This is a genomic window from Cellulomonas phragmiteti (assembly GCF_016862775.1).
In the GTDB taxonomy this organism is placed as follows: domain Bacteria; phylum Actinomycetota; class Actinomycetes; order Actinomycetales; family Cellulomonadaceae; genus Cellulomonas; species Cellulomonas phragmiteti.
In genome coordinates, this window is the sequence record NZ_BONP01000006.1 from 174,327 (window position 1) to 198,319 (window position 23,993).

Annotated in this window: 21 protein-coding genes and 1 tRNA gene; 17 read left to right on the top strand and 5 right to left on the bottom strand. The window is 75.2% G+C overall.

Annotation, left to right across the window (positions count from 1 at the left end; all coding sequences use genetic code 11):
- Nucleotides 1-76 precede the first annotated feature (76 nt).
- From Cph01nite_RS07350 to Cph01nite_RS07370, 5 genes are all read left to right on the top strand, one after another.
- Nucleotides 77-577 carry a YceD family protein gene (locus Cph01nite_RS07350; RefSeq protein WP_239069113.1) on the top strand — a complete coding sequence of 167 codons (501 nt, stop codon included), beginning with the start codon at nucleotides 77-79 and terminating at the stop codon, nucleotides 575-577.
- 2 nt (nucleotides 578-579) lie between these two features.
- Nucleotides 580-777 carry a 50S ribosomal protein L32 gene (gene rpmF / locus Cph01nite_RS07355; protein WP_191781891.1) on the top strand — a complete coding sequence of 66 codons (198 nt, stop codon included), beginning with the start codon at nucleotides 580-582 and terminating at the stop codon, nucleotides 775-777.
- Nucleotides 778-821: 44 nt separating this feature from the next.
- Nucleotides 822-1,547 (top strand): ribonuclease III, encoded by a 726-nt coding sequence (rnc, locus tag Cph01nite_RS07360; RefSeq protein WP_203672746.1) that lies wholly within the window; start codon nucleotides 822-824, stop codon nucleotides 1,545-1,547.
- 3 nt (nucleotides 1,548-1,550) lie between these two features.
- The gene (mutM, locus tag Cph01nite_RS07365) at nucleotides 1,551-2,513 is read left to right on the top strand and encodes a bifunctional DNA-formamidopyrimidine glycosylase/DNA-(apurinic or apyrimidinic site) lyase (protein ID WP_203672747.1); all 963 of its coding nucleotides are present in this window, start codon (nucleotides 1,551-1,553) and stop codon (nucleotides 2,511-2,513) included.
- Nucleotides 2,514-2,694: 181 nt separating this feature from the next.
- On the top strand, nucleotides 2,695-3,321 hold the full coding sequence (locus Cph01nite_RS07370; RefSeq protein WP_203672818.1) for a response regulator: 627 nt from the start codon (nucleotides 2,695-2,697) through the stop codon (nucleotides 3,319-3,321).
- A 26-nt stretch (nucleotides 3,322-3,347) separates the two neighbouring features.
- On the opposite strand, the gene Cph01nite_RS07375 is transcribed toward Cph01nite_RS07370, so the two are convergent.
- The 5 genes from Cph01nite_RS07375 to Cph01nite_RS07395 are packed head-to-tail and all read right to left on the bottom strand — an operon-like array spanning nucleotide 3,348 to nucleotide 11,280.
- Entirely contained in the window at nucleotides 3,348-5,099 is a 1,752-nt protein-coding gene (locus tag Cph01nite_RS07375) for a sensor histidine kinase (RefSeq protein ID WP_373307550.1), read from the bottom strand.
- A 17-nt stretch (nucleotides 5,100-5,116) separates the two neighbouring features.
- The gene (gene cydC / locus Cph01nite_RS07380) at nucleotides 5,117-6,991 is read right to left on the bottom strand and encodes a thiol reductant ABC exporter subunit CydC (RefSeq protein WP_203672754.1); all 1,875 of its coding nucleotides are present in this window, start codon (nucleotides 6,989-6,991) and stop codon (nucleotides 5,117-5,119) included.
- On the bottom strand, nucleotides 6,988-8,673 hold the full coding sequence (cydD, locus tag Cph01nite_RS07385; protein ID WP_203672757.1) for a thiol reductant ABC exporter subunit CydD: 1,686 nt from the start codon (nucleotides 8,671-8,673) through the stop codon (nucleotides 6,988-6,990). The genes cydC and cydD overlap by 4 nt, the downstream gene beginning before the upstream one ends.
- A gap of 20 nt (nucleotides 8,674-8,693) precedes the next feature.
- Nucleotides 8,694-9,743, bottom strand: coding sequence for a cytochrome d ubiquinol oxidase subunit II (gene cydB, locus Cph01nite_RS07390; protein WP_203672758.1), 1,050 nt, complete (start codon nucleotides 9,741-9,743; stop codon nucleotides 8,694-8,696).
- A 10-nt stretch (nucleotides 9,744-9,753) separates the two neighbouring features.
- Entirely contained in the window at nucleotides 9,754-11,280 is a 1,527-nt protein-coding gene (locus tag Cph01nite_RS07395; RefSeq protein ID WP_203672761.1) for a cytochrome ubiquinol oxidase subunit I, read from the bottom strand.
- Between the two features lie 468 nt (nucleotides 11,281-11,748).
- Between Cph01nite_RS07395 and Cph01nite_RS07400 the strand changes: the two genes are divergently transcribed.
- The 12 genes from Cph01nite_RS07400 to Cph01nite_RS07455 all read left to right on the top strand — a co-directional run bounded on the left by Cph01nite_RS07400 (nucleotide 11,749) and on the right by Cph01nite_RS07455 (nucleotide 23,646).
- On the top strand, nucleotides 11,749-14,949 hold the full coding sequence (locus Cph01nite_RS07400; RefSeq protein ID WP_203672763.1) for an Rne/Rng family ribonuclease: 3,201 nt from the start codon (nucleotides 11,749-11,751) through the stop codon (nucleotides 14,947-14,949).
- A gap of 308 nt (nucleotides 14,950-15,257) precedes the next feature.
- A complete protein-coding gene (gene rplU, locus Cph01nite_RS07405) occupies nucleotides 15,258-15,566 on the top strand; it encodes a 50S ribosomal protein L21 (RefSeq protein WP_203672820.1) in 309 nt (102 codons plus the stop codon).
- Nucleotides 15,567-15,624: 58 nt separating this feature from the next.
- Nucleotides 15,625-15,879, top strand: coding sequence for a 50S ribosomal protein L27 (gene rpmA, locus Cph01nite_RS07410; protein WP_203672765.1), 255 nt, complete (start codon nucleotides 15,625-15,627; stop codon nucleotides 15,877-15,879).
- A 107-nt stretch (nucleotides 15,880-15,986) separates the two neighbouring features.
- The gene (gene obgE / locus Cph01nite_RS07415; protein ID WP_203672767.1) at nucleotides 15,987-17,504 is read left to right on the top strand and encodes a GTPase ObgE; all 1,518 of its coding nucleotides are present in this window, start codon (nucleotides 15,987-15,989) and stop codon (nucleotides 17,502-17,504) included.
- Between the two features lie 75 nt (nucleotides 17,505-17,579).
- Nucleotides 17,580-18,728, top strand: coding sequence for a glutamate 5-kinase (gene proB, locus Cph01nite_RS07420; RefSeq protein WP_203672768.1), 1,149 nt, complete (start codon nucleotides 17,580-17,582; stop codon nucleotides 18,726-18,728).
- Nucleotides 18,729-18,812: 84 nt separating this feature from the next.
- Nucleotides 18,813-20,117 (top strand): glutamate-5-semialdehyde dehydrogenase, encoded by a 1,305-nt coding sequence (locus Cph01nite_RS07425; protein ID WP_203672769.1) that lies wholly within the window; start codon nucleotides 18,813-18,815, stop codon nucleotides 20,115-20,117.
- A 97-nt stretch (nucleotides 20,118-20,214) separates the two neighbouring features.
- Entirely contained in the window at nucleotides 20,215-20,400 is a 186-nt protein-coding gene (locus tag Cph01nite_RS07430) for a hypothetical protein (RefSeq protein WP_203672822.1), read from the top strand.
- A gap of 2 nt (nucleotides 20,401-20,402) precedes the next feature.
- Complete coding sequence (gene nadD / locus Cph01nite_RS07435; protein WP_203672770.1) at nucleotides 20,403-21,020, top strand: nicotinate-nucleotide adenylyltransferase; 618 nt, start codon at nucleotides 20,403-20,405, stop codon at nucleotides 21,018-21,020.
- Nucleotides 21,021-21,858: 838 nt separating this feature from the next.
- Nucleotides 21,859-22,314 (top strand): hypothetical protein, encoded by a 456-nt coding sequence (locus Cph01nite_RS07440; protein ID WP_203672771.1) that lies wholly within the window; start codon nucleotides 21,859-21,861, stop codon nucleotides 22,312-22,314.
- Between the two features lie 67 nt (nucleotides 22,315-22,381).
- Nucleotides 22,382-22,765: a ribosome silencing factor gene (gene rsfS / locus Cph01nite_RS07445; RefSeq protein WP_203672777.1), complete on the top strand. Its 384-nt coding sequence runs from the start codon at nucleotides 22,382-22,384 to the stop codon at nucleotides 22,763-22,765.
- Nucleotides 22,762-23,460, top strand: coding sequence for a histidine phosphatase family protein (locus Cph01nite_RS07450; protein WP_203672779.1), 699 nt, complete (start codon nucleotides 22,762-22,764; stop codon nucleotides 23,458-23,460). The genes rsfS and Cph01nite_RS07450 overlap by 4 nt, the downstream gene beginning before the upstream one ends.
- 113 nt (nucleotides 23,461-23,573) lie before the next feature.
- A tRNA-Ala gene (locus Cph01nite_RS07455) sits at nucleotides 23,574-23,646 on the top strand.
- Nucleotides 23,647-23,993 lie beyond the last annotated feature (347 nt).

The window sequence follows — 23,993 nt, forward strand, 5'->3', positions numbered from 1 at the left end:
CGTGCGCCCATCCCACCTCGATCCCCGTTCGCCGTTCGTGCTCGAGACCCACGAGCTCGGCCGACGTCCGGGATCGATGCGGACGGTGCAGCGGACGGTCGCGGCGCCCGACGAGCTCGGCAGCGGCATGATCGGCATCCCCTCCGGGAGCGACCTCGAGCTGGATCTGCGGCTCGAGGCGGTCATGGAGGGGGTCCTGGTCTCCGGTTCGATCCGCGGCGAAGCCGTCGGGGAGTGCGTGCGGTGCCTGGAGCGGGTCGTCGAGCCTGTCGACGCGACGCTGCAGGAGCTGTACGTCTACCCTGAGCGCGCCGACGCCGCGGTCGCGAGCGGTGACGAGGACGAGGACGTGCGCGAGCTGGAGGGCGACCTCGTCGACCTCGAGCCCGCGCTGCGTGACGCGGTCGTGCCCGTGCTGCCCTTCCGGCCCCTGTGCCGGCCGGACTGCCCGGGCCTGTGCTCGGAGTGCGGGGAGCGGCTCGCCGACGACCCGGAGCACGCGCACGACACGATCGACCCCCGGTGGGCGGCCCTCGGCGGCCTGCAGGGCACTGACGACGAGAAGAGAGAGAGCTGACCGTGGCGGTTCCGAAGCGCAAGATGTCGCGCAGCAACACCCGTGCGCGTCGGTCGCAGTGGAAGACCACTGCCACGACGCTCACCAGCTGCCCCCAGTGCAAGTCGCAGACGCGACCGCACATCGCCTGCCCGACGTGCGGTGCGTACAACGGCCGACGCTACGTCGAGGCCGTGCGCAGCGAGCACGAGGCCGTCTGACCGACGCGTCCGATGACCGGCACACCCGTCGACACCGGCGTCGCGTGAGCACGGCAGCGCAGTCGCTCCTCGAGAAGCTCGGGGTCCACCTGGACCCCGAGCTTCTCGTGCTCGCCCTGACCCACCGCTCCTTCGCCCACGAGGCCGGGGGGATCCCGACGAACGAGCGCCTCGAGTTCCTCGGCGACACCGTGCTCGGGCTCGTGGTCACGGAGCACCTCTACCGCGCGCACCCGGGGCACTCCGAGGGGGACCTCGCCAAGATGCGCGCCGCGACGGTGTCGCAGCGCGCCCTGGCGCAGGTCGCCCGGACGCTCGACCTCGGCGGCTACGTCCTGCTCGGCAAGGGCGAGCTCGCCACCGGCGGCACGGACAAGGACTCGATCCTGTCGGACACGCTCGAGGCGATCTTCGGGGCGGTCTACCTGTCGCACGGCCTGGAGCCGGCCCGCACGCTCGTCGACCGGCTGGTCAGCCCCACGCTCACCGCGGCCGCCGACCTGGGCGCGGGCCTGGACTGGAAGACCTCGTTGCAGGAGCTCTCGGCCGCCCTCGGCCTCGGTGCGCCGTACTACGAGGTCACGGGCGAGGGTCCGGACCACGCGCGCACGTTCACCGCGCACGCGGTCGTCGGCGGGCAGGTGCGCGGCTCGGGCACCGGCTCGGCCAAGAAGATCGCGGAGCAGGAGGCCGCGTCGGCCGCCTGGGCGACCCTCAGCGCGCTGCGCGACGCCGAGCAGCACGAGATCCCCGCGACCGACCCGCGCTGACGCGTGCCCGAGCTGCCCGAGGTCGAGACCGTCCGGGACGGTCTGGCACGGCACGTCCTGGGGCGGACCGTCACGGACGTCGAGGTTCGACGGGACTACTCGGTGCGCCGCCACGAGGGCGGGCCGGCGGACTTCGCCGCGCGACTGGTCGGCCGGCGCCTCGAGGCGGCCGTGCGCCGCGGCAAGTTCCTGTGGCTGCTGCTCGACGAGGGCGCGAGCCGCGGCGACGACGCGCTCATGGCGCACCTCGGCATGAGCGGGCAGCTCCTCGTGCGCGGTGCGGACGTCGCGCCCGGCCACGCCGGTCCGGACGTGGTCGCCGCTCCCGGGCCGGGCGGCTGGGTGGAGCACCCGCACCTGCGCGTCCGGCTGGCGCTCGACGACGGCTCCGCGCTCGACTTCGTCGACCAGCGCACCTTCGGCCACCTGTCCGTGCCGGACCTGGAGCCCACGCCCGACGGTGCCCCCGGAGGGCAGGGGTCGCCGCGCCCGGTCGTCCCCGTGCCCGTCGCGCACATCGCGCGGGACCTGCTCGACCCGGCCCTCGACCGGACCGCGCTCGTCGCCGCGGTCCGGGGCCGGCGCACCGAGGTCAAGCGCGCGCTGCTCGACCAGACGCTGGTGTCCGGCATCGGCAACATCTACGCCGACGAGGCGCTGTGGCGCGCGCGCCTGCACGGGGCCCGTCCGACCGCCACGCTGCGACGTGCCGAGGTCACGGCCGTGCTCGACGCCGCCGCCGAGGTCATGGCCGAGGCGCTCGTGCAGGGCGGCACCAGCTTCGACGCGCTCTACGTCAACGTCAACGGCGCGTCCGGGTACTTCGACCGGTCGCTGGCCGTCTACGGCCAGGACGGACGACCGTGCCGACGGTGCGGGACGACCGTGCGACGTGACGCGTTCGCCAACCGGTCGTCGTTCACGTGCCCGCGCTGCCAGCCCCGGCCGCGCGCTCGACGTCGCTGACGTGCGGCGCGCACGGGCGGCGGACGGTCCCGCGGGCGGGGCCCGGACGGGTGGCGGCGCGCCGTCGGCGGCCGCACCGGCAGGGATCGAGCCCGCAGGTCGATACGATGCCTCCGTGTCTGCCACGAGCCAGTCGACGCCGCCGCCGCCCACGGGCGGCCGGCCAGGGCCCATCTCCGTCATGATCGTCGACGACCACGAGGTCGTCCGTCGCGGCATCGCCGAGGTCGTCGAGCGCACCGACGGCATGACCGTCGTCGCGGAGGCGGGGTCCGTCGCCGACGGCGTCCGGCGCGCGACCCTGGTGCGGCCCCAGGTGCTGCTGGTCGACCTGCAGCTGCCCGACGGCACGGGCATCGACCTCATGAAGGCGGTGCGCGAGACGCTCCCGGCGGCACGCGCGATCGTCCTCACCTCGTTCGACGACGACGACGCCCTGGCGGCCGCGCTCGACGCGGGCGCGTCGGCCTACCTGCTCAAGAGCGTGCGCGGTGCCGAGATCACCGACGTCATCCGGGCCGTCGCCGCGGGTCGCACGCTCCTCGACGACCGCACCGTGGCCCGCCGCCGTGCCGGTCACGAGGACCCGACCGAGTCGCTGACCCCCAGCGAGCTGCGGGTGCTCGACCTCATCGGCGAGGGCCTGTCGAACCGGGAGATCGCGGAGCGGCTGGGTGTCGCGGAGAAGACCGTGAAGAACCACATCACGTCGTTGCTCGCGAAGATGGGGCTGCAGCGCCGCACGCAGGTCGCCGCGTGGGTCGCCTCGCGCAAGAACTCCGGCTGGCGGGCCGAGCCGGGGCACTGACCCCGGTGGTGCGCGCGGACGGGCGCTCAGCCGAGCGGTGCCTGCCACGTCAGCAGGGTCCCTTTGCCGGTGGGGGAGGCGCCGAGGCTGAACGTGCCGCCGTGCTGCCGCGCGCGCGAGGCGAGGTTGCCCGTCCCGGAGCTGCGCTCCCGCTCGGCCGGCAGGCCCACGCCGTCGTCCTCCACGTCGACCTCGACCGATCCGGTGGGTCCGGACCCCCGCACGACGACACGCACGCTCACCGAGGACGCGTGCGCGTGGCGGGCGGCGTTCGCGAGGCCCTCACGGACCACGGCGACCACGTCGTCCGTCAGCTCCTGCTCGAGGCGCTCGTCGATCCGGTCCTCGCCCTCGCCGTCGCCCGGGGTCAGCCCGTCGCCGTCGAGCGAGAGCACCAGCGACGGGGCGAAGCCGAGCCCGGTACGCGCGAGCGACGTCTCCCGGCGCAGGCGCTCCACCAGCCCGGTGGCCGCGTCCGGGTCGCGCAGCGCGTAGACGATCTGCCGGATCTGACGCACCGAGCTGTCGACGTTGTCGAGGGCGTCCTCCACGATGCTCATGAGCTCCTGGGGGTCGACGCCCCGGGCGGCGCGACGACGCACCGTCTCGAGCTGCATGCCGGTGGCGAAGAGCTGCTGGATCGCCAGGTCGTGCAGGTCCCGTGCGATGCGCTCGCGCTCGTCGAGGAGCGCCGCCACGTCCTGGGCGTGCCGCGCCTCGGCCAGCACGTACGCCAGGGCGGCCTGCGCCGCGAACGACTCGGCGGTGGCGAGGTCGCTCTCGTCGAACGGCGTGCCACCGATGCGCCGCAGCAGCACGAGGACCCCGACGCCGCGCCCCGAGGAGTGCAGGGGCGCGAACATCGCCGGCCCGAACGCGCGCATCTCGTCGAGCTTGACGGTCCGGGACGCCGACAGCGACGGCGTCAGCAGGCCCCGGCCCTCCTCGAGCACCGTCCAGGCGCGCCCGCCGCGCGGCATCACCAGGCCCGTGAGCGCGTCCGCGCGGTAGCCGTCGGCGAGCTCGATGTACAGCTCGCCGCCCATGCCCGGCAGCGCCAGGGCCGCGGAGTCGGCCCCGGCGACCTCGCGCGCGGTGCGCGCGACGTGCTCGAGCGCGGACTCCTCGTCCACGCCCTCGAGCAGCATCGTCGTGATGTCCTGCCCGGCACGCAGCCAGTGCTCGCGACGCTCGGCCTCCGCGTACAGCTGCGCGTTGGCGACCGCCACGCCGGCGGCGGCCGCCAGTGCGACGACCATCTGCTCGTCACGTGCCGTGAAGGGCTCGCCGCCGTCCTTCTCGGACAGGTACAGCTGGCCGTAGACGTGCTCGCCGACCTTGACGGAGGCACCGAGGAACGAGCCCATCGCGGGGTGGTGCGCGGGCCACCCCGCGAACGCCGGGTGCTGGGTGAGGTCGTCGAGCCGCAGGGCCCCGTCGATCGGGATCTGCCCCAGCACGCCCTGGGCGTGCGGGGGGTGGCGCATCGCGCGGGCCACGGCGGTGGGGACGCCGGTGTACACGAACGTGGTGGAGGCACCGGCGTCGTCCAGGACGTTGATGGCCCCGTAGCGGGCGCACGTCAGCTCCGCGCTGACCTGCACGAACCGGTCCAGCACGGCCGGCAGCTCGAGGTGCCCGGCGACGGCCAGCATCGCCCCGAGCAGGTCGGTCAGCGCGTCCCCGGTGAGGGCCGCGGGGTCCGGGGGGGCGTCGCGCAGCACCCCGCGCTCGAACGGCGCGCCGGCCGTCGGGAGCCGCGGGGCGACCTCGCGCATCTCGCCACGGTGCTCGCTCACGACGTCTCCTGCTGCTCGGCCCGCACGGCCTCACCGTAGCCCGCGACGTGGGCCAGGAGCTGCTCGTGCGTGCCGCGTGCCGCCACCTGCCCGTCCGCGAGCCACAGGACCTCGTCCGCGGCGGCCAGCGGGCTGAGACGGTGGCTGACGACGAGCACACCGCGGGCCGTGCCGCGGCGCGTGGGCGGCGCGTGCCACAGCTCGCGCAGCACACCGTCGGCCGTCGGGCCGTCGAGGTGCTCGGCGGGTTCGTCGACCAGCAGGAGAGCGGCGTCGGCGAGCAGGGCGCGTGCGAGCAGCAGGCGGCGCCGCTCGCCGCCCGAGACGGTGCGGGCGTCGGATCCCAGCGCTGTGTCGAGCCCGTCGGGCAGCGCGTCGAGCCACAAGCCGAGGCCGGCGCGCCGCAGGGCGTCGACCGCCTCGTCGGGTGTCACGTCACCGCGGGCCACCCGCAGGTTCTCCAGGACGGACGTGCCGAACACGTGGGCGTCCTCGCCGGTCATGACCACGTCGCGGACGACGCCGCCCTGCGGGAGGCCCGCGAGGGGCACGCCGTCGAGGGTGACCTCGCCGGCGACCGGGGGCAGGAGCCCCGCCAGGGTCAGCAGGAGCGTCGTCTTGCCCTCGCCGCTGGGCCCGGCGACGGCGAGCCGCCCTCCCGCGGCGAGCGTGAGGTCGACGTCGCGCAGCACGGCCGGGCGGCCGGGCCACCCGCACGCGAGACCTGTCGCGACGAGGACGGGCCCCGCCGTCGTCCCCGTCCCGGCGTCGGGGCGGTCGGTGGCGTCGCCGGACGGCTGCTCCCCGACGGCCGCGGTCGAACCCGGACCGGCGCCGTCGACGAGCGCGAGCACGCGGGCCGCGGCGGCACGTGAGCGCTGGACCTGCACGGCAGCGGCCGGCAGCAGCGACGTCGCCTCGAAGGCCGCCAGCGGGGTGAGCACGATCACCGCCAGCTCGACGGGTGCGAGCAGCCCGGCCGCGACGGCCGGGACGCCCGTGACGAGCGCCGCGACCACGGCCGCGCCGACCGCGAGCTGGCCGATCGCGGCGGCGAGCGCGGCGGGACGCGCCCCGGCGTCGGCCGCGCGCGCCAGGTCGGCGTCCGCGGCACGCAGCGCGTCGAGCTCGCCGTCGAGGCGGCCGGACACCATGAGCGGGCCGGCGTCGTCGAGCACGCCCAACGACGTCGCGCTCATGCGGGCCCGTGCCCGCACACCCCGCTCCTCGGCGGTGCGGGCGCCGTGCGCCGTCAGCCAGGGAGCGACGACGCCGGCCGCGACCAGGCAGGCCGCGAGCGCGAGCCCGGCGGGTGGCCAGAACAGCGCCATCGCGACGGACGTCCCCACGCCCAGCGTGAGCGCGACGGCGGCCGGCAGCAGACCACGGACGACGACGTCGCCGACCGCGTCGACGTCGGCGCCGACGCGGGCCAGCAGGTCACCGCGTCGGACGGCGAGCAGCGCACGCGGCGATCCCGCGGCGAGCCGGTCGTAGACGGTGGCGCGCAGGTGCGCCATACCGCGCAGCGCGATGTCGTGCGACACGAGGCGCTCGAGGTAGCGCATGAGCCCACGCCCGATGCCGAAGGCGCGGACGGCGACGGTGGCGACGGACAGCTCCAGGACGGGGGGCATCTGGGACGCGCGGGCGATGAGCCACGCGGCGACGGCCGCGAGCGCGACCGCCGAGCCGAGCGCGAGCGTCCCCAGCAGGACCGCCAGGGCCGCGCGGCGGGGGTCGACGTCGAGCAGACGCAGGGCCCGCCGCAGGGTGCCGCGCGGCGGCCGCGGCGCGGCGGGCGTCCAGGACGTCGGGGCGCTGGAGGCCGGGGTGCTCGAGGCCGGGGCGCTGGAGGTCGGTGCGCTCATCGGACCTGCTCCGGTGCCCCGGCGCGAGCGGTGTCGGACCCTGGCACCCCGGTGACCTGCACGACCTGGTCGGCGCGCGCGGCCAGGGAGGCCCGGTGCGCGACGAGCAGGACGGCGCACCCGGCGTCGCGCAGCGCGTCGAGGGTCGCCAGGACGACCTGCTCGCCGGCGGCGTCGAGGTGCGCGGTCGGCTCGTCGAGCACGACCACGGGGGTGGGCCGCAGCAGCGCGCGCGTCAGGGCGAGCCGTTGGCGCTGGCCCACGCTCAGGCCGGCGCCGCCCGCGCCCAGGACGGTGCCCCACCCGTCCGGCGCCGCCGCGACGACCGCGTCGAGCCCGGTGAGGGCGGCGGCGCGGTCGCGGTCGGCGGGCGAGTCCGCGCCGAGCACGTCGGCGATCGTGCCGGGTTCCAGCAGCGGGCGCTGCGGCAGCCAGGTCACCTGGCGCCAGTAGCCGGGCAGGTCGACGTCCCGCAGGTCGGTCGACGTGCCGTCGGCGGCCTCGAGCGTGACGTGCCCCAGGTCGGGGGGCAGCAGCCCGAGCAGCACCTCGACCGCGGTCGACTTGCCGGCGCCGGAGGGGCCGACGAGCGCGACGACGCGACCGGCTGCGAGCTCGACGTCCAGCGGCGCCGGCGCCCAGCCGCCGCGCCCCTGCACGGCCACCCCGTGGGCGCGGACGCGGCCCCGGGCGAGGTCCGGTGCCGGGCGCGTCCCCGCGTCCGGGACGGGCACCTCGAGCACCGCGAAGGCGCGGTCGGCCGCGGCGACGCCGTCCGTGGACGCGTGGAAGTGCGCGCCGACCTGACGCAGGGGGAGGAAGACCTCCGGGGCCAGCACGAGCACCGCGAGTCCGGTGACGAGGTCCACCTGCCCGTAGACCAGGCGCAGGCCGATCCCGACGGCCACCAGGGCGACGGACAGCGTCGTCAGGAGCTCGAGCACCATGCCGGAGAGGAACGCGACGCGCAGCGTGCCCATGGTCGCCCGTCGGTGCGCGTCGCCGAGCTCGCGGACCCGGGCGACCGGGCCGCGCTCGCGCCCGAACGCGCGCAGGGTCGTCAGCCCGGCGAGCAGGTCGAGCACCTGGGCGCCGAGCCGCTGCATGGTGGCGAGCCCGCGCTCCGAGCGGCCCTGGGTCATGACGCCGACGAGCCACATGAACACCGGGACGAGCGGGACCGTGCCCGCCAGGACGGCCGCCGACACCCAGTCGAGGCCGAGCACGACGAGCAGCGTCGCGGGCGTGAGGGTGGCGGCGAGCACCAGCTGGGGCAGGTACCGCACGAAGTACGGCTCGAGGGCGTCGAGCCCGCGTGTCGCGAGGGTCACCAGGCTCGCGCCGTCGGCGGGTGCGGCGCGTCGCGGCCCGACCGCGGCCGCGTGCGCGACGACACGCTCCCGGAGCTCGGCCACGGCTCGCGTCGCGGACCGGTGGGCGTACCGCTCCTGCATCGCGGCGACGAGGGCGCGCACGACCACGACGCCGGCCAGCACCCCCACGAGCGGCGCGATCGCCGACAGCGTGGCACCCTCGGCGACCGCCGAGCCGAGCGCGTGCGCCAGGAGCAGCGCCTGCGCCACGACGAGGGCGCCGGTGAGCAGCCCGAGCGCGACGGTCAGGGCGAGGTAGCCGCGCGCCGACCGTGCGTACCGCAGGAGCCGCGGGTCGAGGGGCTTCACGCGGTCCAGCAGACCACGTGTCAGGACCGCGAGACGACGCGGTCGAACGTGAGTCCGGTCGCCTCCGGGATGTGCTCGATGGTCAGGCGCTTGCGGAACACCCAGTACGTCCAGCCCTGGTAGAGCAGGACGAGGGGCGTGAGGATCACCGCGACCCACGTCATGACCGTCAGCGTGTAGTCCGTGGACGAGGCGTTGTCGACGGTCAGCGAGTTGGCGGGGTCGAACGCCGGCATGACGTCGGGGAACATCGAGCCGAAGATCAGCACGACGGCGGCGACGATCGCGACGGCCGAGGCGGTGAAGGCCAGGCCCTCGCGGCGCAGCCTGGTCGCCGCGACGACCAGGACCAGGGCGGCTGCGGCGACGAGCACGGGCGCCCACGTCCAGCCCTTGCCGCTGTACGCGAGCTGGGCCCACACCGCCCAGACGCCGGCGACGACGAGCGTGACGACGGAGCTGCGCGCGGCGAAGGTCCCGGCGCGCTCGCGCATCTCACCGTCCACCTTCATGGCGAGGAAGATCGCGCCGTGCGTGAGGAAGATGCTGAGCGTGACGAGCCCACCGAGCAGGGCGAACGGCGACAGCAGGGCGAGGAAGCCGCCGACGTACTGGTGGTCCGCGTCGAGCTCGACACCGCGCACGAGGTTGGCGAACGCGACGCCCCACAGCAGGGCGGGGACGAACGAGCCGAAGATCAGCGCCCGGTCCGCCCACCCGCGCCAGGCGGGGGAGTCGATCTTGCCGCGCCACTCGAACGCGACGACGCGGACGATGAGGGCGATGAGGATGAGGAACAGCGGCAGGTAGAAGCCGGAGAACAGCGTGGCGTACCACTCGGGGAAGGCGGCGAACGTCGCACCGCCCGCGGTGAGCAGCCACACCTCGTTGCCGTCCCAGACCGGGCCCACGGTGTTGATCATCAGCCGGCGCTCCTTCTCCCGGCGGGCCTTGTCGCCGCGGGGGAGGATCGCGAGCAGCATGCCGACGCCGAAGTCGAAGCCCTCGAGCACGAGGTAGCCCGTCCACAGGACGGCGATGAGCAGGAACCAGACGACGGGGAGGTCCACGACGGTCTCCTCAGTAGGCGAAGGACAGCGGACGGGCGGTGCCGTCGGCGTCGTCGGCGGGCGGGTTGGCCTCGGGGCTCGGGTCGTGCTCGGTGTCCGCGACGCCCTGCACGGCGTACCGCTTCATCAGCCGGAACCAGGCGACCATGAGCACGCCGTACAGCAGCGTGAAGCCGATCATCGAGAACAGCACCATGCCGGGGCTGACGACCTCGCTGACCCCGCGGGCGGTCAGCAGCCACACCCCGTCGACACCGGACGTGTTGGGGTTGGGTGCGACGACCCACGGCTGACGTCCCATCTCGGTGAAGATCCACCCGAACGCGGACGCGAGGAAGGGGGTGGCGATCGCGGCGATGCCGAGGCGGCCGAACCACACCTTGTCGGTGACCGCCCCCTTGCGGCGCAGCAGCCACAGCGCGGCGAGCGCGAGCGCGGCGGACCCGGCACCGAACCCGATCATGAGGCGGAACGACCAGTAGGTGATCGCGAGGTTCGGGTAGAAGCGCGTGTCCTGGGGGTCGAACGTCGCCTCGACGCCGTTGGCCTCCTCCCAGCTCGTCACCCACTCGGTGTAGTACTCCTGCAGCTCGTCGACGCCGCGGATCCGGGCGTCGAAGTCGCCGGTCGCGAGGAACGAGGTGAACCCGGGGAGCTCGATGAGGTGCCGGACCCCCGCGCAGTCGTTGGTGAGGTCGCCGACCGCCAGGATGGAGAACGCCGCGCCGTCCTGCGTCTCGCACAGCCCCTCGGCCGCGGCCATCTTGGCCGGCTGCTGGTCGAACATGAGCTTGGCCTGCCAGTCGCCGCTGGCCGCGACGCCCGCGCCCGAGACGAGCATGGTGACGAGGCCGAGGACGACGGCGGGGCGGTAGACGTCGCGCGCCCGCTCCTCGTCGCCGCTGCGGACCAGACGCACCATCCACCAGGCCGCGATGCCCGCGACGAACGTGCCGGCCGTGAGGAAGGCGGCGGCGATCGTGTGCGGGAACGCGGCCAGGACGGTCGGGTTGGTGAGGACGGCGACGATGTCGGTCATCTCGGCGCGGCCGGTCTCGAAGTTGTAGGTCGTCCCGACGGGGTGCTGCATCCAGGAGTTGGCGGCGAGGATGAAGAACGCCGACAGGTTGGTCGCGATCGCGACGGCCCAGATGCACGCGAGGTGGATCTTCTTCGGCAGCTTGTCCCACCCGAAGATCCACAGCCCGAGGAAGGTCGACTCGACGAAGAACGCGGCCAGCGCCTCCATCGCGAGCGGCGCACCGAAGACGTCGCCCACGAACCGCGAGTACTCCGACCAGTTCATGCCGAACTGGAACTCCTGCACGATCCCGGTGGCCACACCGATCGCGAAGTTGATGAGCAGGAGCTTGCCGAAGAACTTCGTCAGCCGCAGCCAGCGCTCGTTGCCCGTGCGGACCCACGCGGTCTGCATGATGGCGACGAGCGGGGACAGCCCGATCGTCAGCGGGACGAAGACGAAGTGGTAGACGGTCGTGATGCCGAACTGCCAGCGGGCCAGGTCGAGGGCGTCCACGCGATTCTCCGTGCGGTGCGAGGGGCGGGCGGTCGTGCTGCCGGGACGGGCGCGGCGGCGCCGCGCGGGGCGCGCACCACGGTGCCCGCCCCTGCGACGACGCTAGGACGGCGGCCCGCCGGGGGGCAGGACGAAGGTCCCGGGTGCTGACGACACGTCGTGAACTCACCCCGTGCCCGAACGGCGGCGGCGGGGTCCTGTGCGATACTCGTCACGGTCCTGGCGCCCACACCGTCGGGACCGACGAGCTCGCCGCAGCAGTGACCGTGCAGGCCAGCCGCCGCCCCGCCCTCGGCGGGCTCCAGCCTGGAGCCCCGAGACGGCCTGGCAGGCGATGGCGCCGGAGGTTGCGGCGGCCGCGACCGACGACTTCCGTCGCCGCGCCGGGTCGACCGGCCGTGAGCGACGACCGACCGCCCGGGGGCGCACGTCGTGTGGGCGGGGTCCCCGGTGCTCAGGAGTACACGCTTGTCTCCCGTGAACAGCCCCGAGAACGCCGACGCCGCCCTCACCGCCGAGGTGGCACCGAAGAAGCGGCGACGCCGCGTCGTCCGCGACGTCGTGACCCCGCAGGCGCCCGACGTCGGCACGTCGACCGGGGTTGGCGCCGACGTCGCCCCGCCCGAGCCGCCGGCCGACGCGCCGTCGCCCGGCCCGGACCCCGTCGAGGACGTGGTCCCGGCCGCCTCGCCCGCACCGACGCGGGCACGCCGCTCGCGCCGCGTGACGCGCACCGTCGTCCTCGACGACGTCCCGGCCCCGCCGGCGCAGGACGAGCCGGTGCAGGACGAGCCGGTGCAGGACGAGACGGTGCAGCAGGACGCGTCCGACGGGTCGACGGCAGCGTCCGCCACGGACGACGTCGCGGACGGCGACGACGCCGGGAGCACCGAGCCGGAGGCCGCCGCCGAGGTGGCCGAGGAGCGCACGCCGCGCCGCCGCAGGTCCGGACGCCGCAGCGGACGCGCGGGCCGGTCCGGCCCGGAGACCGTCGCGGACGAGGGGACGGAGACGCCCGACGAGGACGCGGCCGCTGAGCGGTCCCGCACCGAGGCGCCGCTCGACGTGCTGGCCGAGCTGGGACCGGTGCGGACGGACGAGGAGCCGACCACGCGCGGGCGGCTCGCGACCACGGCGCTGCTCTTCCAGGCGCCCGAGCCGACGTCGCGTCCGCGTCGACGCCGCGCGCAGGCGTCCGCGGGGTCGCCCCAGGAGATCTCGGAGGCCGCACGGACCGAGGCCGAGGGCGAGCAGACGCTCGACCTCGGGGAGTCGGCCGCGCCGTCGGAGGTCGCCCCGGAGGAGACCTCGGTCGTCACGAGCGAGGACGCGCCCGAGGAGGGCGGTGGCCGCTCCCGTCGTCGTCGCGGCGGTCGTGGCCGCAAGGCGACGGCGGAGGACGCACCGGCGCCGGACGTCGAGGACGAGGACGAGCCCGGGCGGACGGACGCCGCGGCCGACGCGGACGCCGAGGGGCGCGAGGCGGACGACAACGGCGACGACGACCCGGCCGACGACGACGGCACGTCGCCGCGCCGCCGGCGGCGGCGCGGCGGTCGTGGACGGCGTGGCCGCGCCGACTCGCCCGAGGACGACGCGGACGAGCAGCCGGGCGAGGACGAGCCGGAGAGCCGGACCGAGGCCGAGCCGGGTGAGGACGCGGGGGACGACGAGGGCTCCGGCTCGAGCCGTCGTCGCCGGCGTCGTCGCCGCGGGGCGCGCGGTGAGGCTCCCGAGGAGCCCCGCCGCCGCTCGACCGGCGACGAGGTGACGGCCCTGCGCGGCTCGACGCGGCTCGAGGCGAAGCGCCAGCGCCGCCGCGAGGGACGTGACGCGGGCCGCCGTCGCCAGATCATCACCGAGGCGGAGTTCCTCGCACGCCGCGAGGCCGTCGAGCGCGCCATGGTCGTGCGGGAGGTCGACGCGCGCACCCAGATCGCCGTCCTCGAGGACGGCGTGCTCGTCGAGCACTACGTGTCCCACCAGGCTCAGGCCTCGATGGTCGGCAACGTCTACCTCGGCCGCGTGCAGAACGTGCTGCCCAGCATGGAGGCCGCGTTCGTCGACGTCGGCAAGGGGCGCAACGCGGTGCTCTACGCCGGTGAGGTCAACTGGGACGCCGCCGGCATGGACGGGGGCCAGCCGCGACGGATCGAGCAGGCCCTCAAGTCCGGTGACGCGGTGCTGGTCCAGGTGACCAAGGACCCCATCGGGCACAAGGGCGCGCGTCTGACGAGCCAGATCACCCTCGCCGGCCGGTACCTCGTGTACGTGCCGGGCGGCGGCATGACCGGGATCAGCCGCAAGCTGCCCGAGAACGAGCGCTCGCGGCTCAAGAAGATCCTGCGCGACCTGGTCCCGGACTCCGCGGGCGTGATCGTCCGCACGGCCGCCGAGGGCGCCAGCGAGGACGAGCTGCGCGCCGACGTCGCACGCCTGCAGGGCCAGTGGGAGGCGATCGAGAAGAAGCGGCGGACGGCGAACGCGCCCGCCCTGCTCCAGGGCGAGCCGGACATGGCGATCCGCGTGGTCCGTGACATCTTCAACGACGACTTCTCCTCGCTCGTCGTCCAGGGGCAGGACGCGTGGTCGACGATCTCGACGTACGTCGGTGACCTCGCGCCCGACCTGGCCGCCCGCGTCGAGAAGTGGACGGGGACCCAGGACGTGTTCACGGTCCACCGCGTCGACGAGCAGCTCGCCAAGGGCATGGACCGCAAGGTCTGGCTGCCGTCGGGCGGCTCGCTCGTCATCGACCGCACCGAGGCGATGACGGTCGTGGACGTCAACACCGGCAAGTTCACCGGTGCCGGCGGCACGCTCGAGGAGACGGTCACCCGCAACAACCTCGAGGCCGCCGAGGAGATCGTGCGGCAGCTGCGGCTGCGGGACATCGGCGGCATCATCGTCATCGACTTCATCGACATGGTCCTCGAGTCCAACCGGGACCTCGTCCTGCGTCGGCTCGTCGAGTGCCTCGGGCGCGACCGCACCAAGCACCAGGTCGCCGAGGTGACGTCGCTGGGCCTGGTCCAGATGACGCGCAAGCGCGTCGGCCAGGGCCTCGTCGAGGCGTTCAGCGAGACGTGCGAGCACTGCCACGGGCGGGGCTTCATCGTGCACACGGACCCGGTGGGCAAGGGCGGGCGTCCGGAGGTCCACACGCCGCCCGCGTCCGAGGCGGGGGAGTCCAAGCGCTCGCGGCGCAAGCGCGGCGCGGCCGAGACCGGGTCCGGCGCTGCGCCGCACCCCGCGGTGCCCGTGCTGCCCGAGGCGCGCGAGGCCGTCAAGGCCACGCTGGCGACGATCGCGGCGGCCGCCGCCCACGCCCACGAGCACGACGTCGCGCCGGACGGTGCCGACGCGCCGGCCGTCGAGGAGGCGGTCGCACCCGTCACGCCCGTGGTGGAGGCGCCGCAGGACGAGGCGTCCGGTGACGCGTCGAACGACGACGTCGCGGCTCCGGCCGGGACGTCGGGCCTCGACGTCCTCGCGGAGCTGCGGGCCGCCGGCGCCGGGCCTTCCGCGCCGGCACCGGTCGTCGAGACGGACGCGCCGCTCGAGCTCCACGCGGTCGCGCCCGAGGTGTTCGACGAGGACGTCGCGGAGACGGACGCCGCTGCCGAGCCCGACGCGGCCGCCGTGCCGCCGACGCCCGGCGACGACTGACGCGGCGCGCGACCACCGGCCGACGGACCCGCTCGCACCCGCTCGTTTGACCGGGCGCGAGCGGGTCCGTACGCTAGAACGTCGGTGCGTCGCGCGCGTGCCGGGAACCGTGCGTGCCGTGATCCGAGGAGACTCGGGGTCGGCACCACCCAGGTCCCCGGCGCAGGCGCCGCGGATGACACCGCCGACGCGAACCCCCTGCCCCCGTGGCTGGGCGGTGCGCGGGTCCCGGCGGGTCGCGCGGCACCGACGAGCAGGACGCACGAAGCACCGATGAGCAGGTCCGACGAGCAGAGATGAGCAGCAACGTGGTGTACGCGATCGTGAAGGCTGGCGGCCGCCAGGAGAAGGTCGCCGTCGGCGACGTCGTCGTCGTCGACCGCCTCGCCGCCGGGGCGGGGTCGTCGGTCCAGCTGCCGGCGCTCCTGCTCGTCGACGGTGACAAGGTCACCACCGACGCCGCGGCGCTCGCCAAGGTGACGGTGACGGCCGAGGTCGTGCGGGACGAGAAGGGTCCCAAGATCGACATCCTCAAGTACAAGAACAAGACCGGCTACCGCAAGCGCCAGGGTCACCGTCAGAAGCTGACCCGCCTGAAGGTCACCGACATCACGTGAGCCCGCGCCGCTCACGCGGCCGTCCACCCTTTCGCAGCACCCGGAGAGCAGGTCAGTCATGGCACACAAGAAGGGCGCGAGCTCCTCGCGCAACGGTCGCGACTCGAACGCGCAGCGCCTCGGCGTCAAGCGCTTCGGTGGTCAGGTCGTCAAGGCCGGCGAGATCATCGTCCGCCAGCGCGGCACGCACTTCCACCCGGGCGAGAACGTCGGCCGCGGTGGCGACGACACGCTGTTCGCACTGGCTCCCGGTGCGGTCACGTTCGGCACCCGTCGTGGCCGCAAGGTCATCGACGTCGTCGCCTCCCTCTGAGGTCGCGACACACCCCAGCTTCACGGTCGGAGGGGCGCACCGGTGCGGTGCGCCCCTTCGTCGTGTGACGATCGAGATCTGCACCCGCAGACGAAGGAGGACCAGCCGTGGCGACGTTCGTCGACCGTGTCGTGCTGCACGCGACCGGCGGTGACGGTGGGCACGGCTGTGCATCCATCCACCGCGAGAAGTTCAAGCCGCTCGCCGGCCCCGACGGCGGCAACGGCGGCAACGGCGGGTCGGTGATCGTCGAGGTCGACCCGCAGGTCACGACCCTGCTGCCGTTCCACCACCTGCCGCACCGCCGCGCGGCCTCCGGCACCCAGGGCATGGGCGACCACCGCAGCGGGGCCACCGCCGAGGACCTCGTGCTCGGCGTGCCGGACGGCACCGTCGTCAAGTCGCCCGACGGCACGGTGCTCGCCGACCTCGTCGGTGCCGGGGCGCGCTACGTCGTCGCGGCCGGCGGCCGGGGCGGGCTCGGCAACGCCGCGCTCTCCTCACCCCGCCGCAAGGCCCCCGGGTTCGCCCTCCTGGGTGAGCCGGGTGACGAGGCCGAGGTGGTGCTGGAGCTCAAGACGATCGCCGACGTCGCGCTCGTCGGGTACCCGTCGGCGGGCAAGTCGAGCCTCGTCGCCGCGATCTCGGCCGCCCGCCCCAAGGTCGCGGACTACCCCTTCACCACCCTCGTGCCGAACCTCGGGGTCGTCCAGGCCGGTGACGCCCGCTACACGGTCGCGGACGTGCCCGGGCTGATCCCCGGGGCGTCCCAGGGCAAGGGGCTGGGCCTGGAGTTCCTGCGGCACATCGAGCGCTGCGCCGTCGTCGTGCACGTCCTGGACTGCGCGACGCTGGAGCCGGGCCGTGACCCCGTCACCGACCTGGACGTGATCGAGGCCGAGCTGGGCGCGTACGCCGAGGACCTCGAGGTCGCCTCCGGCGGGGTGCCGCTCGCGGAGCGGGCCCGGGTGGTCGTGCTCAACAAGATCGACGTGCCCGAGGCGCGGGAGCTGGCCGACCTCGTGCGGGCCGAGCTCGAGGGGCGTGGCCTGCCCGTCTTCGAGATCTCGGCGGCGAGCCACGAGGGTCTGCGGGCGCTGACGTTCGCGCTCGCCGAGCGCGTCGCGGAGGCCCGCCGGGCCGCACCGGCGCCGGAGGTCACGCGCGTCGTGCTGCGCCCTCGCGCGGTCGACGACTCGGGGTTCACCGTCACGCGCCGCGAGGGCGGGGGACAGGTGTGGTTCGCGATCCGCGGCGAGAAGCCCGAGCGGTGGGTCCGCCAGACGGACTTCACGAACGACGAGGCCGTCGGGTACCTCGCGGACCGTCTCGCGCGGGCGGGCGTCGAGGAGGCGCTCTACAAGGCCGGTGCCGTGGCGGGCGACGAGGTGCGCATCGGCCCGGACGAGAACTCGGTCGTGTTCGACTGGGAGCCGACGCTGCTGACCGGCTCGGAGCTCCTCGGCGGGCCTCGCGGGAGCGACGCCCGCCTCGAGGACCGGGCCCGGCCGACGCGCGGCCAGAAGCGTCGGGAGTACACCGAGCGCATGGACGCCAAGGCCGCGGCCCGTGCCGAGCTGTGGACGGAGCGCGAGCAGGGCGTCTGGACCGATCCGGACGCGTGACCGTCCGCCCCCGGGCGCCGCAGGGCGCGTCCGGGGGGCGGTCGGTGCGCGGGTCGTGCGACGGGGACAGGCATCATGGGTGCCGTGAGTGCCGCCGCCCTGTCGGGACGTGACCAGCTGCCCCGCGCGGGCCGGATCGTCGTCAAGGTCGGCTCGTCGTCGCTGACGACGCCCGAGGGGCACCTCGACCCACGGCGGCTGTCCGCGGTCGTCGACGTGCTCGCCGCGCGGCGTGCCGCCGGCACGCAGGTCGTGCTGGTGTCCTCCGGCGCCATCGCCGCCGGGATCGGGCCGCTGGGCCTGGCGGCGCGCCCACGGGACCTGGCCACGCAGCAGGCGGCCGCCTCCGTGGGGCAGGGGCTCCTCGTCGCCCACTACACGCGCGCCTTCGCCGCGCACGGGCTCACGGTCGCGCAGGTGCTGCTCACGGCGGAGGACACCTGGCGTCGCGGCCGGTACCGCAACGCCCACCGGGCGCTGACGCGGCTCCTGGACCTCGGGGTCGTGCCGATCATCAACGAGAACGACGCGGTGGCGACCGACGAGATCAGGTTCGGCGACAACGACCGGCTCGCGGCGCTCGTCTCGCACCTCGTGCACGCGGACGCCCTGGCCCTGCTGACGGACGTCGACGCGCTCTACACCGGCCCGCCGTCGCGCGCCGGCTCGCGCCGGGTCGCGGAGGTGCGGGCGCTGGGCGAGCTCGAGGGCATCGACGTCACCGCGCGCGGCAGCGCGGTCGGGACGGGCGGCATGGTGACCAAGCTCGAGTCCGTCGCGATCGCCACGCAGTCGGGCATCCCGGTGGTGCTGACCTCGGCCGCGCAGGCCGGGTCCGCGCTGAGCGGCGACGACGTGGGCACCTGGTTCGCCGCCACCGGCAGGCGGCGCTCGATCCGGCTGCTGTGGCTCGCCCACGCGGCACGCACGCGAGGGCGGTTGGTGCTCGACGAGGGCGCGGTGCGCGCCGTGGTGGAGCGGCGCACGTCGCTGCTGCCCGCCGGCGTGACGGGCGTCGAGGGGTCGTTCGAGGCCGGTGACCCCGTCGAGCTCGTGGACCAGGCCGGTGCCGTGGTCGCCCGCGGCCTCGTCGCGTACGGGGCCCAGGAGGTCCCGCAGCTGCTCGGACGCAGCACGGGCGACCTGCGCGACGAGCTCGGTCCGGGCTACGACCGCGAGCTGGTGCACCGCGACGACCTCGTGCTGGTGCGTCGGCGCCGCTGACCTGGCCGCGGACGACGCGCGGGCGACGCGCACGACGCGCGGACAGGGCGGCGCCGTGATGCCGTGCGCGGTTAGCCTGAGGGTATGACCACGTCGCTGGAGGACCTGACTCCTGCCGCCCTGGACGACCCCGAGGTCGCGGTGCTGGCCGTCGCACGCCGAGCCCGCGAGGCGTCACGCGCGTTCGCGACGGCGACCCGGGCGACCAAGGACGGTGCGCTGCGCGCGCTCGCCGAGGCCCTCGTCGCCGCGACGGACCGGCTCCTGGCCGCCAACGCGCAGGACGTCGAGCGAGGACGGGCGAACGGCATGTCGCCGGGTCTGCTGGACCGCCTCACCCTGACGCCGCCGCGGGTGGCGGCGATCGCGGACGCGTTGCGCGAGCTGGCGGCGCTGCCCGACCCGGTCGGCGAGGTCGTGCGCGGCTCCACGCTGCCCAACGGCCTGCGGCTGCAGCAGCTGCGGGTGCCGATGGGCGTCGTCGGGATGATCTACGAGGCGCGCCCGAACGTGACGGTCGACGCCGCGGGGCTGGCGCTCAAGAGCGGCAACGCGGTGATCCTGCGGGGCGGCTCCGCGGCGGCCAGCAGCAACGAGGTCGTCGTGCAGGTCCTCGCCGAGGCGCTCGTCGCGCAGGGCCTGCCCGCCGACCTCGTCCAGTCCGTCGACGCGTGGGGGCGTCCCGGCGGCGTCGCGCTCATGCACGCGCGCGGTCTGGTGGACGTCCTGGTGCCGCGCGGCGGTGCCGACCTCATCGCGACCGTCGTGCGCGAGGCGACCGTTCCCGTCATCGAGACGGGCGTGGGCAACTGCCACCTGTTCGTCGACGCGAGCGCCGACCAGGGTGACGCGCTGGCGATCCTGCTCAACTCCAAGACGCAGCGCGTCGGCGTCTGCAACGCGGTCGAGACCCTGCTCGTCCACCGCGAGGTCGCCGGGTCGTTCCTGCCGTCGGCCCTGGCGGCCCTGGGCCACGCCGGCGTCACGGTGCACGGTGACGAGGCGACCCTGCAGCTCGCGCCGCAGGGCGCGGCCACGGTGCCGGCGACCGACGTCGACTGGGCGACCGAGTACCTGTCCCTCGACCTCGCGGTGCGGGTGGTCGACTCCCTGGACGACGCGATCGCGCACGTGCGGCGCTGGTCGACCGGCCACACCGAGGCGATCGTCACGCAGGACCTGCGTGCGGCCGAGCGGTTCGTCGCCGAGGTCGACTCCGCGGCGGTCATCGTCAACGCCTCGACGCGGTTCACGGACGGTGGGCAGTTCGGCCTGGGCGCCGAGATCGGCATCTCGACGCAGAAGCTGCACGCCCGCGGGCCCATGGGCCTGGCCGAGCTGACGACGACGAAGTGGGTGGTGCACGGCGACGGCCACGTGCGGCCGTGAGCGGGCCGACGCCCTCCGTGGTCGGGGGGGCACGGCCCCGCGTGCGACACTGGGTCGCTGCGGCACCGGGTGACCGGGGACGCCGCGACGGACATGCATGACCGACGAGCACCAGCAGGAGGACGACGTGCACGCCACCCTGATCGCCGCGGCCGGGACGGCCGCTGAGCACTCCGACGCGCTGCCCTTCCCGCCTGTCGTCTTCGGCGTCGGCGCGTTCGTGGGCCTGCTGGCGATGCTGCTGGTCACGTACGCGTTCCGGTCCGTCGGGACGCGCCACTGACGGTGCCGGTCACCGCTGGGGTCCCCTCCCGCCCACGCCTCGGTGTGATGGGCGGCACGTTCGACCCCGTGCACCACGGGCACCTGGTGGCCGCCAGCGAGGCCGCCGCCCGGTTCGACCTCGACGAGGTCGTCTTCGTCCCGACGGGGCACCCGACGTTCAAGCAGGACATGGACGTCTCGCCCGGCGAGCACCGCTACCTGATGACGGTGATCGCGACCGCGTCGAACCCGAGCTTCACCGTGAGCCGGGTCGACATCGACCGTGCGGGGCTGACGTTCACGGTCGACACGCTCCGGGACCTCAAGACCGAGCGTCCGGACGCCGACCTCTTCTTCATCACCGGTGCGGACGCCATCGCCCAGATCCTCACGTGGAAGGATGCTGCCGAGCTGTTCGACATGGCGAGGTTCGTCGCGGTCACGCGTCCGGGCCACGCGCTGTCGGTGGACGGCCTGCCCGCCGGGCGGGTCGACGTGCTGGAGATCCCGGCCCTGGCGATCTCCTCGTCCGACGTCCGTGCGCGTGCGCGTGCAGGGGAGCCGGTGTGGTACCTCGTCCCGGACGGGGTGGTCCAGTACATCGCCAAGCACAGGTTGTATCGAGGTCGTGATGAGTGAACCCGGAGAGCGTCGCCGCCGTCGAGAGATGGAGCGTGCGGCCCAGGACGGTGGGCAGGGCCCTGGCGCCCCGTCCCCCGGCGACGAGCAGGGCGCCCCGAGCTCGCGGCGCGCCATGCGCAGCCGGCTCGTGACGCCCCCTGCCGGCACCCGGTCGGCGCCTGCGACGGGCACGCCCGCGTGGTCGTCCGGCCCCGGGCAGCAGCCCGGCCGGCCCGGACCCGTCTCCGCCGGTCCCGCCGCCCCGGCCGCACCGCCGGCCGGTGACGGCTCGCGGTCGCGGCGCTCGTACCGCGACTCCGCGCTCGACCCGACGTCCGCGCCGCGGTCGGCCGCGCCGTCGGCCCCGCGCCCGGCGGCGCCTGCGCCGCGTGCGGCGACCCCGCCGCCCGCGCCGCGCCCCGCGACACCGGCGATGCCGCAGCGACCGGCGTCCGCTCCCCGTCCGGCCCCTGCGTCGTCCGCCGCGGCGGCGCCCGCGGCCGCACCGCCCACCGGGCCCGCCTGGGGAGCCGGGGGAGCGGGTGCACCCGATCAGCGGTCGACACCGCGTCCGCCGGTCTCCGCGCAGCCGACGGCACCTCGCCCGTGGGGACAGTCGCCCGCGGGTGCCCCCGCGCCCGGTGACGGGTCCGGCTGGGCGCGCGACCGGGGTACCCCGCCCGCGTCCGGGGCCCCCAGCTGGGCGGGCGGCACGGCAGCGCCGGGACCTGCCGCTCCTGCGCGGACGTCGGCGTGGGGAGGGGGGACGTCGGCACCGCCGGCCCCCGCCCCGGCGCCGTGGACGCCGTCGAGCCCATCCGCCGCACCGTCGCAGCCGCCGGCAGCGGCGCCCTCCGTGAGCTCCTTCCAGGCGGCCGCGCCTGCACCGACGGCCCGACCCGCGGCTGCGCCGCCGTCCGCGTGGCCGGCCGGTGGCGCGCCGTCCGGTCCCGCGGCGTCGCCCGACGTCGCCGGGTCGTCGGCGCCCGCCCCGGAGCCGGCCGACACCTGGTCCCGCACGGCGCCCCCGGACCCCGTCGTCCGCCCCACGGACGGTGCGACAGCGCCGCCCTGGGCGGCGGCGCGTGCGTCCGCGGTCGCCACGCACGACGACGACGAGGACGAGGACGACGAGCCGTCGCGTCGGCTGCACCCGTACACGTGGCTGCACGTGCTCGTGCTGGCCGTGGTCGCGTTCGTGCTGGGGTTCCTCATCATGCTGCTGGTCATCCAGACGCGCTCCGGCGACGACGGTGCCGAGGCCGCCGCGGCGCTCGCGCTGTGGGCGGCCGGTCGCGCCGGACCGTTCTGACCCCACCTGCACGCCTGCGGCGTCCCACCAGCCGGTGGGCGCCCGTCCACCGACCCGAGGAGCCCACGTGCCCGCGAGCCCCCGTGCGACCGAGCTGGCCCATGCGGCCGCCCGCGCCGCCTCCGACCTCAAGGCGCAGGAGATCATCGCGCTCGACGTGAGCGAGCAGCTGGTGCTCACGGACGTCTTCCTCATCGCGTCCGGCACCAACGAGCGGCAGGTCGGCGGCATCGTCGACGCCGTCGAGGAGGCGCTGCACCACCTGGGTGCCAAGCCCGTGCGCCGCGAGGGCAAGGCGCAGGGGCGGTGGGTGCTCATCGACTTCGGCGAGATCGTCGTGCACGTGCAGCACGCCGAGGACCGCGTGTACTACGCGCTCGAGCGGCTCTGGAAGGACTGCCCCCTGATCGAGCTCCCTCCCGAGGAGCGGGGCGAGCAGGCGGACGCGTGACCCAGCACCTGCTGCTGTGGCGGCACGCGCGGACCGCCTACAACGCCCAGGCGCGGCTGCAGGGGCAGATCGACATCCCGCTCGACGAGGTGGGCCACTGGCAGGCGCGCACGTCGGCGGCGCGGCTCGCGGGCCGGCCGCGGCCGGCCCGGATCGTGGCGTCCGACCTGACGCGCGCGGCCGAGACCGCGGGCTACCTGGGGCGCGCCCTGGACGTGCCCGTCGAGCTCGACGCGCGGCTGCGGGAACGCGCGTTCGGGGCCTGGGAGGGGTTGACGGGGCAGGAGATCGAGGCGCGCTGGCCCGGTGAGTTCCAGGCGTGGCGAGCCGGTGGGGATCCCGCGGGCGTCGGCGCGGAGTCGCGGGCCGACGTGGCCGCGCGCGTCTCGGCCGCCGTGCTCGACCAGGTGGACCGCACGGCCGGGCGTGGCGGGCTCGTGGTCGTGTCCCACGGGGCGGCGATCGGCTCGCTGGTCGCCGAGCTGCTGGGGCAGGACCCGGCGTGGCGGGGGGTCGCGGGCATGCACAACGCCCACTGGGCGGAGATGGTGCGGTCGGGGGCGGACGTGGTGCCGGCCTGGCGCCTGCTCGGCTACAACATCGGCCCCACAGACGCCTCGTCGGACTGGAACGCCGGCCCGGACCCGGAGCCCGCGGAGCTGGACGCCGACGACACGACACGCGACCCGGACTGACGTGATGCCGCACGTCACACGCTGCGGGTGGCGGCGCGATTGGCGCTTCGCGGCTCGTTCGTCCTAGACTCTCGGGGCGCCCCTCGGGGCGTCGGGGTCCGTCCGCGGGCCACGGGGCTGTGGCGCAGCTGGTAGCGCACCTGCATGGCATGCAGGGGGTCAGGGGTTCGAGTCCCCTCAGCTCCACATCATGACGAAGGCGGGACACCGGTCGGTGTCCCGCCTTCGTCGTTCCCGGCAGAGGCACCCACCCGGGCGCCGCGCGCAGCAGTCGTAGACGGATTTGACTCCAGTGTCAGGACCTAGCACACTCGCCGGGCGGCCACGGCCCGTCGGCGGGAGCCGTCGGCCCGGCCGTCCGGAAGACGCGGGCTGCCGGTCCCGATGGGGGGACGCGGCGGACTTCCGAGGACGATCGACCCACGCACGAAGGAGTGCACCATGTCCTCAGCTCCCACCCGCACGGCTGCCCGGACGCGACGTCCGGTCCGCACGCTGATCGGCGCCGTCGCCGCCGGCGCGATGATCGCGGG